The organism is Geobacillus sp. GHH01 (genome assembly GCF_000336445.1).
GTDB lineage: Bacteria > Bacillota > Bacilli > Bacillales > Anoxybacillaceae > Geobacillus > Geobacillus zalihae.
Window position 1 is genome coordinate 1,463,218 of record NC_020210.1, and the last position, 15,942, is coordinate 1,479,159.

Sequence of the window (15,942 nt, forward strand, 5' to 3'; positions counted from 1 at the left end):
GTGAAAATGGAAGTGTGGACATCGCTTATTTTGGTGAAACGGCGAGGTAGCTTGCATGGACAAATATACGGCCTTTTTCCATCACTTCACAGAAGCAGTGGTCATCTTGAATTTGCAAGGCGTGATCATTTACAACAATCCGGCTTTTGCCGGCTTGGCGCTGAGTGAAGAAGAACAGAGGACGCTGTCCGTCGAAGGACGGGCGTTGGTTGAACGGGTGAAACAGCGCCCGGCTGCCTTTCGCTGGGAGTTGCTTGACGGCTTATTGGTTGCGGGCGTGTCGCCGATCATCGGTGAAAACGGACAGACGGCCGCTGTCCTATGCGTTCTTCGCCGCCAAGCGGAGGAGCGCGGCCTGCAAGCGCGGCTTGCCGAAGCGGAACGGCGCCTGCAGCTGATTGTTGAGCATTCGAACGATTACGTGTTGATTTTTTCTCCTAATCGTGAATTGTCATACATTCCGCCGTCATGGAAGCGAAAAACAAACAAGCGTCTTCCAGTGTCATACGAAGAGGTGCTGACGTTTGTCCACCCTGATGACGCCCCGGTCGTGGCACAAAAATTGGCTGAGCTGTACGATACATACGAAACGCAATCCGCCGAATTTCGCAAGCAAGGCGAGAAAGGCGAATGGGTTTGGATGGAGGCGCAAGGGAAGGCGATCATCGATGAAGCGGGGACGCTCGATTGCGTCATTGTGACCGTGAAAAACATCAGCGAGCGGAAGCGGTACGAAGAAAAGCTCCGTCAGCTTGCCTATTTCGATTCGCTCACGGGCATCGCCAACCGCAGCTATTTCGAGCGGCATATTCATGAGCTGATCGCGAGTCAGACGCCGTTTGCTCTTTGTTATTTGGATTTTGACAAATTCAAATGGATCAACGATCATTTTTCCCATCAAGCCGGCGATTATTTTTTGCGCGAGGCGGTCAAGCGCGTCGAGCGGGCGTTGCGTCCCGGCGACTTTTTTGCCCGCATCGGCGGTGATGAGTTTGTTCTCTTGCTGCCAAACATCACGAAAACGGAGATGACCGCCTTGGCCGAGCGGCTTGTCAGTTCGTTTCACGAGCCGTTTTATTACGACAAACAGCTCATCCAATCGACCTTATCGATCGGCATCGCTTTTTTCCCGAAAGACAGCGATCGGATCGAGCAAGTGATGAAATACGCTGATCAAGCGCTGTACGAAGTGAAAGAGCGGGGGCGGAACGGCTATGCCTTTTATCGCCCGACCGAGCATCGGCAGGCGGTGATCGAGCAAGATTTGCCGTTTGCTATTATGCGCGGGCAGTTGTATTTATGCTATCAGCCGAAAGTGCAGCTCGCGAAAGGAAAGGCGATGGGGGTTGAGGCTCTGTTGCGCTGGCGCCACCCGACGCTTGGCGACATTCCACCGCTCGATTTCATTCCGTTGACGGAGGAAAGCGGGTTTATTTTTGAAATTACATTATGGGTGTTGGAACAGGCGTGCCGCCAAGTGAAAGAGTGGGAAAAAAAATTTCCGGGCCTCAAGCTTGCCGTCAATTTGTCGCCGTTTTTGCTCAATCGTCCGGAGCTCATCGAGCATGTGAAGCGCATTTTGCGCGAGACGGGGCTTGCGCCTAACCGGCTCATTTTGGAAGTGACGGAGAGTGGATTGATGGAAAACATTGAGACCGGCAGGCACATTTTAACCGAACTGCAGCGACTTGGCGTACAGGCGGCGATCGATGACTTTGGCACCGGTTTCTCTTCGCTCGCGTATATCCGCAATTTGCCGGTGTCGCTGTTGAAAATTGATCGCCGTTTTATTCAAGGCATTGCGGAAAATTCGAAAGATGCGACGATTGTCGATACGATCATTCATTTAGCCAAAAGTTTGGATATTGAAGTGTTGGCGGAGGGAGTCGAGACGGAGTCGCAAGTGGCGCTTCTGTCGCAAATGGATTGCGACTACGCGCAAGGATTTTATTTCAGCCGTTCGCTTGAAGCGGAAAAGCTGCAACAATGGCTAGAAGAACACAACCGCAACGCTTGCGGCGAACCGCCGGCGTAGCCGATCATTTCCGTTCATTCTTTTCCTCGTTTTGCCGCACACTAACATTGAGCATGGGCAAAGAGGAGGAAAAGAAGATGGAATTTGTGCCAAGAAGCGTCGTGATCGACGAGTTTATCGACACGCTTGAGCCGATGATGGAAGCGTATGGCCTCGACCAAGTCGGCATTTTTGAAGAGCATGGTGAAGGCAATCGCTATTATATCGGTTATACGATCAACAAAGACGACGAGATGATCACCATTCACATGCCGTTTGTCAAAAACGAACGCGGTGAACTGGCGCTTGAGAAGCAGGAATGGACCGTTCGAAAAGACGGTCGGGAGAAAAAAGGCTTTCATTCGTTGCAAGAGGCGATGGAGGAAGTGATTCATTCATGATAAGCGGCCGGGCTCGGCCGCTTTTTCGCCATCGAAAGGGAGAGGAGCATGATTGCGGAACTCCGCATAGCAGATGAAAAAATGGCCGCTATGGTGCTGCGCCTGCAGCGGCGCGCGTATGCGATCGAGGCGCAGCTCATCGGCAGCACAGCGCTTCCGCCGCTTCACGATGCGATCGCTTCTCTGCAACGATGCAGCGAGCGCTTTTTTGGCTAGCTTGCCTGAGCGGGCGGTTGAATGATCGATAGATGAATAGAGAGGAGAAGCAAAGGAACACATGGGGACAACCTTGTATTTGACCAGACATGGGGAAACGAAGTGGAACGTCGAAAAGCGGATGCAAGGCTGGCAAGACTCGCCGCTCACGGAAAAAGGGCGGCAAGACGCCATGCGGCTTGGAAAGCGGCTTGAAGCGGTGGAATTGGCCGCGATTTACACAAGCACAAGCGGCCGGGCGCTGGAAACGGCCGAGCTCGTCCGCGGCGGGCGGCTCATTCCGATCTATCAAGACGAGCGGCTGCGCGAGATTCGTCTTGGCGATTGGGAAGGCAAGACGCATGACGAGATTCGGGAAATGGATCCGATCGCGTTCGACCATTTTTGGAACGCCCCCCATCTGTACGCTCCAAGGCGAGGCGAGCGGTTTTGCGACGTGCAGCAGCGGGCGCTTGAAGCGGTGCGGCGCATCATCGAGCGGCACGAGGGAGAAACGGTGTTAATCGTCACCCACGGCGTCGTGCTGAAAACGCTTATGGCGGCGTTCAAGGGCGCGCCGCTTGACCAGCTGTGGGCGCCGCCGTATATGTACGGCACGAGCGTGACGATTGTGGAGGTGAATGCGGACGTGTTTCACCTGGTTGTGGAAGGCGATGTTTCCCATCTAGAAGAAGTCAAGGAAGTATAGATAGGGAAGAAGGATGGAGAATTGGAGGCGGCGCTGTTTCTTCGGTTCATCGCCATAATATGCGCTTGGCCAATCGGATCGGTTTCTTGCGCCATCATGCAACCTCATTCATGATTCAAGAAATGGATGAAAGACATGAGTGGGCGCCTTCCAGTACAACGTTTGGTGAAGAACTGCTTTTTCTTATCAAGTCTAGTTGTCCAAAAAAACAGCCCCGTTTCCCTCGATCGGGAAGCGGGGCTGCGCCGTTTATACGAGCCCGAGCCATCTCGCCAGCTGTGCGGTCGTAAAGGTGACCGCAATGGCAATCGCTGTCGGCAAGGCAAAGGCGACGAACGTCCATTTCGCGCTTTTCGTTTCTTTGTAAATGTTGACGAGCGTCGTGCCGCATGGGTAGTGAAGCAGGGAAAACAGCATCATATTGAGGGCGGTGAGCCACGTCCAGCCGTGGTCGAGCAAAATTTGTTTTAGAGAATGCAGGCCATCGACTTCCGTGAGCGCCCCCGCGGATAAATAGCCCATCAGCAAAATCGGCACGACAATTTCATTGGCTGGCAAGCCTAAAATGAACGCCATCAAAATGTAGCCATCCAATCCCAATGCTTTGGCAAATGGGTCAAGCCAGTGGGCGAAAGCGGCCAGCGCGGTTGCGTCGCCGATATGAAGATTGGCGAGAATCCATGTGATTACGCCGGCCGGCGCCGCAACCGTTACCGCCCGTTTCAGCACATAGAGTGATTTGTCGAGGGTGGCCCGGATGATCGTCTCCATGATTTTCGGGCGTCGGTACGGCGGCAGCTCCAACGTGTAATGGGTCGGAATGCCGCGCAAGGCCGTCTTGGATAAGACCCATGAAACGGTCAACGTGACGACGATGCCAAACAACACCATGGCGACGACCACACCCGCCGTAACGAACGTTTTCCATCCGCCTGTATAGCCGGCTGCCATAAATAAGGAGGAAAGCAGGATCAGCGTTGGCCAACGTCCATTGCAGGGGACGAAGTTGTTGGTCAAAATGGCCAGCATTCGTTCGCGCGGTGATTCGATAATGCGCGTCGACATGATGGCCGCCGCGTTGCAGCCGAAGCCCATCGCCATCGTCAACGACTGTTTGCCGTGTGCGCCCGCCTTTTTAAACAGCCGATCCATATTAAAGGCGACGCGCGGCAAGTAGCCGTAATTCTCAAGAAGCGCAAACACCGGAAAGAAAATCGCCATCGGCGGCAACATCACGCTGACGACCCAGGCGGTGCCGCGATACAGGCCAAGTATGAGAAGGCCGTGCAACCAGTCGGGGGCGTGAATCGCTTGAAAGGCCATGGTGAGATACGTTTCGATCGTTCCGAACAAGCGGGCGAGCGAATCGGAAAATACGTTGGCGCCGGCGATCGTCATGTAAAGGACAGCGGCGAGAAGCGCCAGCATAATTGGAAATCCCCATCGCTTCGACGTGACGATCCGGTCAATTTGTTCCGTTCGATCGCATTTTGCGACCGCTGTATGCGTGACACATTCTTGAGAAAGCGCAGCTGACGTTTGGAAAATGGCAGAAACGATCTGTTCACGCGTGTCAGCCGGTGCTAATGACTTGGCTTCTTTCATTAGCTGGTCAAACTGATTTGACAGATCCGCAGCAGGCATACGCGTTCCCCTCCTTGATCAATGGTTGCGGCGGTTGTTTCAGCGCTTGAAGCAGCGATGTATCGCCGTCAAGGAGACGAAGAGCGATCCAGCGAGCAGGATACGTGTCTCCCATCACGTCTTTCACGAGTGGAAGAAGTTTGGCAATGCCTCGTTCGATTTCCGGGCTGTACCGGATGGAAAGCGGGTTGGTGTTGATGCGGCCATGCGCCATGGCATCCACTGTATCAAGCAGTGCATCGATTCCTTCCCGGTTGCGGGCCGAGATCGGCACGACCGGCACGCCGAGTTTGGCGGCTAATTTTTTTGTATGGATATGAATGCCTTTCTTTTTCGCTTCATCCATCAAATTGATAGCGATAATGACGCGGTCGGTCATTTCCAATACTTGAAGCGCTAGATTCAAGTTGCGTTCTAATGCCGTAGCGTCGACCACAACGATCGTAACGTCAGGACGTTGAAACAGGAGAAAATCCCGCGCCACCTCTTCATCGGCTGAATTGGAATAGAGCGAATACGTTCCCGGCAAGTCGACGATCCGGTACAATGTGCCGCGGTGGCGGCATTCTCCTTCGGCATGAGTGACCGTTTTCCCGGGCCAGTTGCCGGTATGTTGGCGCAGGCCCGTTAAGACGTTGAACAACGTGCTTTTGCCGGTGTTCGGATTTCCCATTAAGGCAATCGTATACGTCATATCAGTCATGGTGGATCTTCTCCCCGTAAATATAGTCGCTTTCTTCTTTCCTTAATGCGATCGTCGTTCCACAAACGCGATAGGCGGTCGGGTCGCCAAGCGGGCTTCTTTGTCCAACCTTCACTTCCCCGCCTGGTACAAATCCCAAATCAAGCAACCGCCTTTTTAACATAGGATCAGGAACATCAACCTTTTCGATGCGAAATCGATCGCCCGGTTTCATATCGGAGAGGCGGCAACGTTTTCCTTGTGCCATAAAAGTTTCCCTCCGGTTAATATTTTTTACTAAAGACATTTTTTTTGCTTAGACCAACTTTTGAATTTATCATATTCCAGTTGCCTCGCTGTTGTCAACAAATTTGTTTCATCTTTTTCTGACAGAGTTGTCGAACCAACAACTATTCAAAACAGTAGGAAATCATGTTATCATATGAATAGTCTGAACAAATTATCGGCAGAAAGGCGGTGACGGCGTCCATTGACGCACGATGAAATGAAAGCGATTACGGAAGGGACGATTCTTTGGCAGCCGACGGAGGAACAAATCAAGAGCTCCAACCTTCATCGATATATGGATTGGTTGAGAGAACATAAAGGGCTCTCCTTCTCTTCATACCGCGAGCTGTGGACATGGTCGGTCGACGAGCTTGAGTCATTTTGGGAAACGGTTTGGGAATATTGTGGTGTTCAGGCGGCAACGCCGTATGAGTGTGTGCTGCGGGAGCGGAAGATGCCAGGGGCGGAGTGGTTTCCAGGCGCTAGGCTCAGCTATGCGAAACATATTTTCCGGCATGCGCGCGCCGACCGCCCGGCCATCATTTTCAGCTCGGAACGCGTGCCGTACCGGGAAGTGTCATGGCAGGAGCTCGGCGAAAAAACGGCGGCGATCGCCAAAGCATTGCGAGCGATGGGAGTGAAGCGCGGCGACCGCGTCGTCGCTTATATGCCGAATATCCCCGAGACGGTGATGGCGTTTTTGGCGTGCGCCTCGATCGGCGCCATTTGGTCAAGCTGCTCGCCGGATTTTGGCGCTGGCAGCGTCATTGACCGGTTCGCGCAAATCGAGCCGACTGTCTTGTTTGCCGTCGACGGCTGCCAATACAACGGCAAAGAATTTGACAAAATGCCGGTCGTATCCGAATTGCGCGCCAAATTGCCGTCATTGAAAAAGACGGTGCTGCTTCCGTATTGGCGCGGGCAGATGGAAGCACCGGATGAGGGCGTCGTGCTGTGGGATGATGTCGTGGCGGACAAGGCGGAACTCGTCTATGAAGACGTTCCGTTTGACCATCCGCTTTGGATTTTGTATTCTTCGGGAACGACCGGTTTGCCGAAGCCGATCGTCCAGGGGCATGGCGGCATTTTGCTTGAACATTTGAAAGCATTGACGATTTCCGAAAACTTGACGAAAGACAGCACGTTTTTCTGGTTTACAACGACCGGGTGGATGATGTGGAACTTTTTGATCGGCGGGTTGCTTGCCGGCTCGACCATCGTGCTCTATGACGGCAGCCCGACGTACCCGGATGGCAATGTCTTATGGGATCTTGCGGAGAAAGCAGGCATCACCCATTTTGGCACAAGCGCGGCGTTTATCAACATCTGCATGAAGCTCGGCCTGAAGCCAAAAGAGCAATATGACTTGTCAAAGCTCGAGGCCGTGCTCTCGACCGGTTCGCCGCTGACGGTCGAAGGGTTCGCATGGGTGTATGAAAACGTGAAAGAGGATATTTGCCTTGCATCATGCAGCGGGGGAACGGATGTGTGCACCGCGTTTGTCGTCGGCTCCCCCATTTTGCCGGTGCGCGCCGGCGTCCTCTCGTGCCGCGCGTTGGGCGCCGATGTGCAGGCATTTGACGAAAACGGTCGGCCGCTTGTCAATGAAGTCGGCGAACTTGTCATCACAAAACCAATGCCATCGATGCCGCTCTTTTTCTGGAACGACCCGGACGGCGAACGGTATCGGAACAGCTATTTTGACACGTACCCGGGCGTCTGGAAGCACGGCGACTGGATTAAAATTGACGAACAAGGGGGATGCGTCATTTACGGACGCTCCGACTCGACGATCAACCGAGCCGGCGTCCGCATGGGCACGAGCGAAATTTACCGTGCGGTCGAAGCGGTCGACGGGGTGCTCGAGAGTCTTGTGGTTGACTTGGAAATGATGGGCAAGCAATCGTTCATGCCGCTGTTTGTCGTCCTCAAGCCGGGCGTGGCGCTCGATGACGAGCTGAAAGAACGCATCCGCCAATCGATTCGGCAACACGTCTCGCCGCGCTTTGTTCCAGATGAAATTTACGAGGTGAAGCAAATTCCGAAAACGCTAAACGGAAAGAAAATGGAGATTCCGATCCGCAAGCTGCTCTTAGGCTTCCCGCTCGAAAAGGCAGTCAACCCGGGCTCAATGGCCAATCCAGAGGCGCTCGACTTTTTCCTCGAGCTGGCGAAGACACTGGCGGCAAAGACACAGATAAGCTGAAGTCCCTTTTTGGAAGCGTGCGAAAGGTTGTTATTAAGTGGTGACGCTTAATAACAACCTTTCTATGTCTAAGACACTCCTTGGCTCATAAGATAAGCCATTGATGTTGCCGGAAGACTTTCTTGAGAGGACGCAAAAATGTAATGCATCAATATTTCTAGGAGGAGGCAAGCACCATGGACGAAAACAAGCGGCAAAAACTGATGAAAAAAATTGAAAATCATTTGCGGACAACAGCGCGGAAACTGGTGAAGTTTAATACGGAAGGGGAAGCGCTGCAATACTTGGTGAACTCATTTCGTGAGGAACTAGAGTGCGACTTGATTGCGATTGTGCTAAAGGAAGGAGACCATGTTGTTCCGACGTTATATCAAGGAGATTTTCAGCGCGGAATCCCCCATCCCCCGATCGCAATGGCCAATTGTTTGCCGCGGCTGTTTGAAGGAAGCACAACATTTCAAGAGGTGGAAGAGGACAGCCCGTGTTTGCTGATCGAATTGTTGAGGAAAAACGGTATTAAAACGTGGTTCAGCGTTCCCATTAAGGATCAAGAAAGCGAATATGGCATTTGCATGATCGGATTTCGCCGTTATGTTTCTTTGCTGGCTGAGGCGAGGCAGTTGTTTGACGATTTTGGAGAAGATGTTGCCCTTGCTGTTACAGTCGCCAGGCAAAAAGAAACCCAACGGCGAAAAATGGTCGGCCTCCAGTGGCTGGCGCAGCATGTTTCATTGGATACGCCGCTTGAGCAGTTTGTCGACAAAATCGTTGAACGGGCGGGCAAGGGGACGAATGCGGGCGGCGCCTGTATGTATTTATACAGAGAAGAGGACAACAGCTTCGTTGTTCATCCCCCTTTATACGGCAAAGTAGCGAGTCCGAAACAAGTGATGATGAAAAATAACTATCGGGTCAGCGATTATTTCCCCTTCTTGGAGAGACCAGGCGGAGACGAGTTAACGGTGCCGCTGGTCGTCAACTTCAAAACGATCGGCGTCTTGCACGTCGAACGGAAAAACGAAGGGACATTTACAAAAGAAGATGTCGAGATCTTGGACATGCTGGCGAACTACGTGGCCGTGATGCTGGAAAATGTCCGGCTGTACCAACAGGAGCGGGATCATACCAACCGCTTGCGTTTCCTGCTTCAATACCAACAAAAATTGATGAAAGAAACGATTCGACATGAAGATTTTCACGGTATTACAAAAACAGTAAGCCACATGTTTGATAAAGCGGTCATCGTGTTTGACCGTTTTATGAGGCCAATTGCACATGAACGAAGTGGGCTGAGCGGGCAACAGCTACGGCAAATTGCGAAGCAGGTATTCAATCAAGTGCTAGGGAAAAGCCGTATGGGCGGACATATTCAGCTCGAAGGATTATCAGATTTGTCGATTGTGGTTTGGCCGATTCATAATGGCGGAGATGCGGTCGGCTATTTGGCCATTGAGGCATCTCCAAACGAAATGGATGATTTTTTTCTTCTTGGCGTCGAGTTGGCCCGCAATATTTTTTCGATCCAATTTATGAAACAAAAGCTCGTGTTTGAGACAAAAGAGCAGCTGAAAGACAGTTTTTTGCATAAGTTGTTGGCCGCGGAAATCGAAGATGAAGAGAGCATCATCCAGTACGCCAATGTATTTCAATGGAACATTTTCGAAGAGCATCGGCTTGCTGTGTTGCACTTGCAGATGGATGAATCGAACGGGACGGTTGATTTAGTCAAACAAAATGCGGAGAAGACGGTGCTCTGGAACCGGCTGAAAGTGCGAATTGCCGCCGAGGACTCCAGCTTGTTGTACGGAGCTGTTGAAGACCAATATATTTTGATCGCCCCAGCGGCAAGAGAAAGAAAGAAGCCGGAGAAATATTGGAGCGAATGGCATCAGCGGATAAGCCGATGGATCAACGAAGAGAAGACGTCGTACCGTGTCTTTTTAGGGATCGGTGGAAAGGCCTCGTCGATTGGAGATTATTATGTTTCCTACCGGCAGGCGATGCAGGCGCTGCAAGTGATGATCCGCAATTTTCCCGGAAAAAGCGTGGCGTTTTTTGATGAACTCGGGGCGTATACGGTATTGCACCATTTAAAAGAATTAGAGGCCGCGAAGCTTTTTGTCGACAAATACCTTGGTCCGTTGCTCCGGCATTCCGTGGGGCGGAATGCCGACTGGCTGCAAACAGTTCGCGTTTTCCTTGATTGCAACGGCCATTTAACGGAAACTGCTGAAAGGCTGTACATTCACCGCAGCACCCTTCAATATCGTTTGGAAAAGATTGAAGAAATGCTCGGTTTTTCTTTGCAGGGTGCAGAGCAGCGGTTCAACTTGATGATGGCGTTGAAATTATACGACTTATACGGTCTGCCTTCCGCCAAAATGCTGAAAAAATAAGCATGTTTTCCTGCATCATGCAGGTATTTTTTTATTTTCACCTTCTTTATAATCAATAGCAAAGATAATATAGAAAATTCTAAAAATAAATAAAGGAGGACTTGTCGAATGCCATCAACGATCGGAGTCGTAGGAGCAGGCACGATGGGAAGCGGCATTGCCAACTTGGCCGCTTTATCGGGATTTGATGTCATATTAGTAGACATCGACGAACGCATGCTACAAAAAGCACGCTCGCGGATGGAAGCATTCATGGAGAAAAGCGTCGCCAAAGGAAAATTGACTGTCGAACAGAAACATGAAGCGCTGGAAAAGGTGAAGGCGTCGACCGATTTGCATGACATGAAGCAGGTGGATGTTGTCATTGAAGCGGTCATCGAAAACATGGAGGTGAAAAAAGAAGTTTTTTCTCAATTGGACAACATTGCGCCAGAACACGCCATCCTAGCGACGAACACGTCATCGATGTCCATCACAGAAATCGCTTCTGCCACTAACCGTCCAAGCCAAGTTGTCGGCATGCATTTCTTCAATCCCCCGCAGCTGATGAAACTCGTTGAAGTCGTACGCGGATACAAAACAAGCGATGAAACGGTCGAACAGGCGAAAGAGCTTGCCCGAAAGCTGAACAAAGAACCGGTTGAGGTGAAGAAAGATTCCCCGGGATTCATCGTCAACCGCATTATGATCCCTCAGTTCATCGAAGCGATCCGCCTTGTTGAGGAGGGAGTGGCTTCGATGGAAGACATCGATAAAGCGGTGACGCTCGGCTTGAACTACCCGATGGGGCCGTTTACGTTGCAAGATTTTGCCGGGGTCGATATCGGCCTTCATGTCATGGATTATTTTTATCAAGAGTTTAAGGATGACCGATTTGCGGCGCCTTTATTGCTGAGACAGCTTGTCCGGGCAGGAAGGCTCGGTCGAAAAACGGGAGCCGGGTTTTACGATTACGGTGATGCCCGATAAGGGCGGAGCGGCGATGCTCATTGTACGCCACCACTACGTCGTTAAAAATTCTAGGAGGAGGAATGAGCCGTGAACTATGAATTTTTGCAATGTGAAATCGAAAACCGAGTGGCGGTTGTATCCATCCACCGCCCTCCGCTCAATCCGTTGAATACAAAAGTGTTTCAAGAGCTATCTGCTTTGATCGATGAGCTCGAAGCCAACCAACAAGTAGGGGCGATCATCATTACGGGAACAGGGGAAAAAGCGTTTGTCGCCGGTGCCGATATTCGTGAAATGATGGACTTGGATTTAGCCGGCATGATGGAAATGAACAAAATTTCACGAATCGCGTTTTTAAAAATTGAAAACGCCTCCAAACCGGTAATCGCAGCGGTGAACGGGCTAGCGCTCGGCGGGGGCTGCGAGTTGGCGCTCGCATGCGATTTGCGCATTTGCTCAGAGAATGCCAAGTTTGCCTTCCCAGAGGTCAACCTCGGCATTATCCCGGGCGGCGGCGGGACGCAGCGGCTGCCGCGCATCGTCGGTCAGGGGGTGGCGAAAGAATTGCTGTACTTCGGTGAAATGATCGATGCCAAGCGGGCGCTTGCCATTCATTTGGTAAATAAAGTCGTTCCAGCTGACGAACTTTTGCCAGCAGCGAAAGAATGGGCTGAAAAATTGGCGCAAAAGCCAGCCATTGCCATGCGCATGTTGAAAGAAGCGGTCAACACGGGAGTCAATGTGGATTTGCAGTCAGGGCTGATCGTGGAAACGGCTTGCTTCGGGAACGCGTTTGCGACCGAGGATCGGAAAGAAGGAATGCGGGCGTTTGCCGAAAAGCGGAAGCCGGTGTTTAGTGGAAAGTAGATATGGTCAGTAACGGAGAACAGGGTTATTAAGCAAGTTCTGACCCGGATAGATGTTCACTGCCTTTGGGGAACGAATCCGGTCTTGACTAGCATCCCAAAGCGGTGGATGACAAGAGCAAAAACGTAAATATATTAGGGAGGGAACCCATGTGAAACAAATTCATCCGGCTGATGTGATTGACAATAGCCCAGTCCGTTCATTCCATATTTGGCTTATGATTTGGCTGTTTCTCGTGATTACGCTTGATGGGTATGATGTTGTCATTTATGGCGCTTCGGTTCCTTTATTGATTCAAGAGTGGGGGATTTCAGATGTCACAGCTGGTGCCATCGGCAGCTATACAGTCATTGGAACAGCGATTGGAGCGGTATTGTTTGGCATGCTGGCCGATCGAATGGGGCGCAAAAAAATTATCTTGTTGACTACATTTTTATTTGGCTTTTTTACCTTCCTTGCCGGTTTCGCTCCAAATCCAATTTTATTTACCATCTCTCGGGTCATTGCTGGGATTGGTCTTGGCGGCGTTATGCCTAATGTCATCGCACTAGCGACAGAAATGTTTCCCAAACGAGTTCGTACAGCCATTGTTGCTTCGATTTTTTGTGGTTATTCAGTTGGGGCTATTGCCGCTGCATTGACGAGCCGGGCGCTTTTGCCGACGGTTGGGTGGGAGTCCATCTATTGGATCGGAGGTGTTCCGGTATTATTCCTTCCATTTTTAATGAAAGGTGTTCCCGAGTCGGTTGGTTTTCTTCTAGAAAAGGGAAGGGAAGAGGAAGCACAAAAAGTTCTTGCTTTGATTGATCCTCATATTAGTCATGATGGTGTGGTTGAACTAGTCAAGCCTGAAAGAAAGACTCAAGTTTCTTTGCCTATCGTGAAATTATTCACGGAGCATCGGGCGTTTAGCACCGTGATGTTTTGGTTATCTTGCTTCAGTTCATTTGTTCTCATTTACTCAATGAACACATGGCTTCCCCGACTGATGATGAAAGCAGGCTATGATTTGAGCTCCAGCCTTGCATTTACCGCCGTGATGCAAATTGGGGCGATCATTGGTACTGTAGTCTTCGGTCCGTTAGTGAATAAATGGGGATTTAAGAGGGTGCTTGTCCCTTTGTTCTTCTGTGGAGCGGTCGCTTTATCGCTGATTGGTTTTATGAGCAGTACAATTGTTGCTTTTGCACTGATTGCCATTATTGGAGCCGCCTCAGTAGGTGTCCAAAACATTGCCAATGCATTTGTTTCACAATACTATCCGGAAGTGATGCGGTCCACTGCTTTAGGGAGCACGATGGCGTTCGGCAGAATCGGTGGCATTGTTGCACCGACGTTTGTTGGGGTTTTGCTGTCCTTTAACTTGCCGCCTCAATATAATTTTGCTGCTATTGCCAGCGCTGCGGTATTAGGGGGTCTTGCCGTGTTGCTCGTGCAAGAAAAGTATGCAATCTATCGCAACGAGCAAGCGAAGACAGGGAATGGGCAAGTGACTGTTTCATGAACAGAATTGCTTTGTAGAGACGGAGAAGGTCAATTTCATAGAAAGAAGGGAACAACCATCCGACTTGAACATATATTTACTGTTTACATTGAGGTTGGAAAACCGATTGAAATAGGAGATGTCGGATATGGGCACCGAAGAGTGATCCCCATTCTCGGTGGAAGTTTTGAGGGACCTTTAATGCGGGGAAAGGTGTTGCCTGGAGGGGCGGACTATCAATTGATTCGGAGAGATGGGGTAGCAGAGCTGCTCGCCCATTATGTGATCGAGACGGATGACGGGGTGCCTATTTATGTTGTCAATAAAGGATACCGACACGGGTCGAAAGAAATCATCGATAAAATATTCCGCGGCGAAGATGTGCCGCGGGACTCTTATTATTTTAAAACGACCCCTATTTTTGAAGTGAAAAGCGGACGATATGATTTTTTGAATAAAATGGTGTTTGTTGGGGAAGGAATTCGAAAGCCAACGGAAGTGGAAATCACGTTTTATCAAGCCGGTTAACTTTGGGGAAACGGAGGGACGGGGAGAGATGGAAACCGTTCGTGTTTTGTCTGTTCCTCAACTATTGGAACGAGCGGCGGTGGACAATCCATCCAAAGAGGCCATCTATGACCTGCGGCGCCGAATCACCTACGGTGATTTGCACAAGGAAGTCCACCAGTTGGCATCAGCTCTAGTCTCGCTCGGCATCAAGCAAGGGGATCGGGTGGGCGTTTGTTTGCCGAACTGGTTGGAAACGGTCCAACTATTTTTTGCCATCTCCCAAATTGGAGCGATTGTTGTTCCTTTTAATCCGAAATATCGACAGCACGAAGTTGAACATATTATAAAAAATTCTGGAATGAAAGCTGTTTTTGTATGTGAGGAAATCGAAAAGCATATCGGATTGAGTTTCATTGGAACCAGCGTTGATCAAATTATTACGGTTCGGTTTGTCAAATCAGGCTTCCTTTCTTTGGAACAGCTTATGGCCTATGCAACTGATCAATCGTTTCCCATGGTGACGATTGATCCGCAACATGACCTGTTTTGTCTTTTATACACGTCTGGTACGACTGGAGCGCCAAAAGGAGTGATGATTACTCATCGCGGCATCGTCCAATCAGGTGTGGCGATTGCCGACAGCTTGAGGTGCAACCAAGATGATGTGTTTCTTATTTGTACGCCGATTTTCCATGTGTTCGGCATGGCGTGCAACTTGATGTCCGCTGTATACAGCCAGGCAAAAATGGTGCTGCAGGAAAGGTACAGCCCAAGAGAGGCGCTGCGGCTTATCGAAAAAGAAAAAGTAACCATTCATCATGCTGTGCCGGCAATGCTTCATATGGAGTTAAACGTATTGAATAGTGAGTCATTCGATTTGTCGTCATTGCGCGCAGGAATGACGGGAGCGGATGTTTGTCCGTTGGAGACGGTAAAAGCGATACGTGAGAAAATGGGAATGACGTTATGCATATCGTTCGGGACAACGGAGACTGGCTCTGTTACGATCACTCCGTTTGAGGCAGAAGAAGATCGAATATTTGAAACGGTCGGCAAAGCGCTGGAAGGAAATGAAGTGAAGATTGTCAATGAACGGAGAGAGACGCTTCCACCAGGGGAAATTGGGGAAATTGCCTGCCGAGGGTTTGGTGTCATGAAAGGATACTACAACATGCCGGAACAGACCGCCGAGGTGCTTGATGAGGACGGCTGGTATTATACCGGCGACCTTGGGATGATGGATGAATACGGATATATTCGATTTATCGGACGGAAAAAGGAGCTTATCATCCGTGGTGGATACAACATTTATCCGAAAGAGATCGAAATGATTTTGCAGCAGCACCCTGTCGTTTTCGCCTCGGCAGTAGTCGGCTTGCCTGACCCAGTATTAGGCGAATCAGTTTGCGCTGTTATTCAACCCAAGGAAGGCGTTCATATAACCGAGGCGGACATCATCGAGTTTTTACGTCCATTGGTTGCGGACTATAAACTTCCAAACAAAGTTGTTTTTGTTGATCAATTCCCGACGACGGCGAGCGGAAAAATTCAGAAGGGGAAATTAAAAGCAATGTTAAAAGAATATTGAATATTTGG

Annotated in this window: 14 protein-coding genes; 11 read left to right on the forward strand and 3 right to left on the reverse strand. The window is 50.4% G+C overall.

The features are described from left to right. Positions 1-55 precede the first annotated feature (55 nt). The 4 genes from GHH_RS07200 to GHH_RS07215 all read left to right on the forward strand — a co-directional run bounded on the left by GHH_RS07200 (position 56) and on the right by GHH_RS07215 (position 3,319). Positions 56-2,035, forward strand: coding sequence for a bifunctional diguanylate cyclase/phosphodiesterase (locus GHH_RS07200; RefSeq protein WP_015374644.1), 1,980 nt, complete (start codon positions 56-58; stop codon positions 2,033-2,035). Positions 2,036-2,112: 77 nt separating this feature from the next. Next, the gene (locus GHH_RS07205) at positions 2,113-2,415 is read left to right on the forward strand and encodes a DUF5634 family protein (protein WP_015374645.1); all 303 of its coding nucleotides are present in this window, start codon (positions 2,113-2,115) and stop codon (positions 2,413-2,415) included. A 48-nt stretch (positions 2,416-2,463) separates the two neighbouring features. Beyond that, positions 2,464-2,631 (forward strand): hypothetical protein, encoded by a 168-nt coding sequence (locus GHH_RS07210; protein ID WP_015374646.1) that lies wholly within the window; start codon positions 2,464-2,466, stop codon positions 2,629-2,631. Between the two features lie 61 nt (positions 2,632-2,692). Beyond that, entirely contained in the window at positions 2,693-3,319 is a 627-nt protein-coding gene (locus GHH_RS07215; RefSeq protein WP_015374647.1) for a histidine phosphatase family protein, read from the forward strand. Between the two features lie 249 nt (positions 3,320-3,568). On the opposite strand, the gene GHH_RS07220 is transcribed toward GHH_RS07215, so the two are convergent. From GHH_RS07220 to GHH_RS07230, 3 genes are read right to left on the reverse strand one after another with little or no spacing between them, the layout of a single operon-like run. Beyond that, entirely contained in the window at positions 3,569-4,963 is a 1,395-nt protein-coding gene (locus tag GHH_RS07220) for a nucleoside recognition domain-containing protein (protein WP_015374648.1), read from the reverse strand. Further along, positions 4,932-5,666 carry a FeoB small GTPase domain-containing protein gene (locus GHH_RS07225; RefSeq protein ID WP_015374649.1) on the reverse strand — a complete coding sequence of 245 codons (735 nt, stop codon included), beginning with the start codon at positions 5,664-5,666 and terminating at the stop codon, positions 4,932-4,934. Before GHH_RS07225 ends, GHH_RS07220 begins: the two co-directional genes overlap by 32 nt. Further along, on the reverse strand, positions 5,659-5,913 hold the full coding sequence (locus GHH_RS07230) for a FeoA family protein (RefSeq protein ID WP_013145563.1): 255 nt from the start codon (positions 5,911-5,913) through the stop codon (positions 5,659-5,661). The genes GHH_RS07225 and GHH_RS07230 overlap by 8 nt, the downstream gene beginning before the upstream one ends. A gap of 237 nt (positions 5,914-6,150) precedes the next feature. Here GHH_RS07230 and GHH_RS07235 point away from each other — a divergent pair, with 237 nt between their 5' ends. From GHH_RS07235 to GHH_RS07265, 7 genes are all read left to right on the forward strand, one after another. Further along, on the forward strand, positions 6,151-8,139 hold the full coding sequence (locus GHH_RS07235) for an acetoacetate--CoA ligase (protein ID WP_041470692.1): 1,989 nt from the start codon (positions 6,151-6,153) through the stop codon (positions 8,137-8,139). A 176-nt stretch (positions 8,140-8,315) separates the two neighbouring features. After that, the gene (locus GHH_RS07240) at positions 8,316-10,535 is read left to right on the forward strand and encodes a helix-turn-helix domain-containing protein (protein WP_015374651.1); all 2,220 of its coding nucleotides are present in this window, start codon (positions 8,316-8,318) and stop codon (positions 10,533-10,535) included. 108 nt (positions 10,536-10,643) lie between these two features. Next, positions 10,644-11,504 (forward strand): 3-hydroxyacyl-CoA dehydrogenase family protein, encoded by an 861-nt coding sequence (locus GHH_RS07245; RefSeq protein WP_015374652.1) that lies wholly within the window; start codon positions 10,644-10,646, stop codon positions 11,502-11,504. Between the two features lie 69 nt (positions 11,505-11,573). Continuing rightward, positions 11,574-12,353: an enoyl-CoA hydratase/isomerase family protein gene (locus GHH_RS07250; protein ID WP_015374653.1), complete on the forward strand. Its 780-nt coding sequence runs from the start codon at positions 11,574-11,576 to the stop codon at positions 12,351-12,353. Positions 12,354-12,504: 151 nt separating this feature from the next. Then, positions 12,505-13,857: an aromatic acid/H+ symport family MFS transporter gene (locus GHH_RS07255; RefSeq protein WP_015374654.1), complete on the forward strand. Its 1,353-nt coding sequence runs from the start codon at positions 12,505-12,507 to the stop codon at positions 13,855-13,857. A gap of 6 nt (positions 13,858-13,863) precedes the next feature. Further along, positions 13,864-14,364, forward strand: coding sequence for a DUF3237 domain-containing protein (locus GHH_RS07260; RefSeq protein ID WP_020754752.1), 501 nt, complete (start codon positions 13,864-13,866; stop codon positions 14,362-14,364). A gap of 28 nt (positions 14,365-14,392) precedes the next feature. Beyond that, a complete protein-coding gene (locus GHH_RS07265; RefSeq protein WP_015374656.1) occupies positions 14,393-15,934 on the forward strand; it encodes a class I adenylate-forming enzyme family protein in 1,542 nt (513 codons plus the stop codon). The last annotated feature ends 8 nt before the right edge of the window (positions 15,935-15,942 follow it).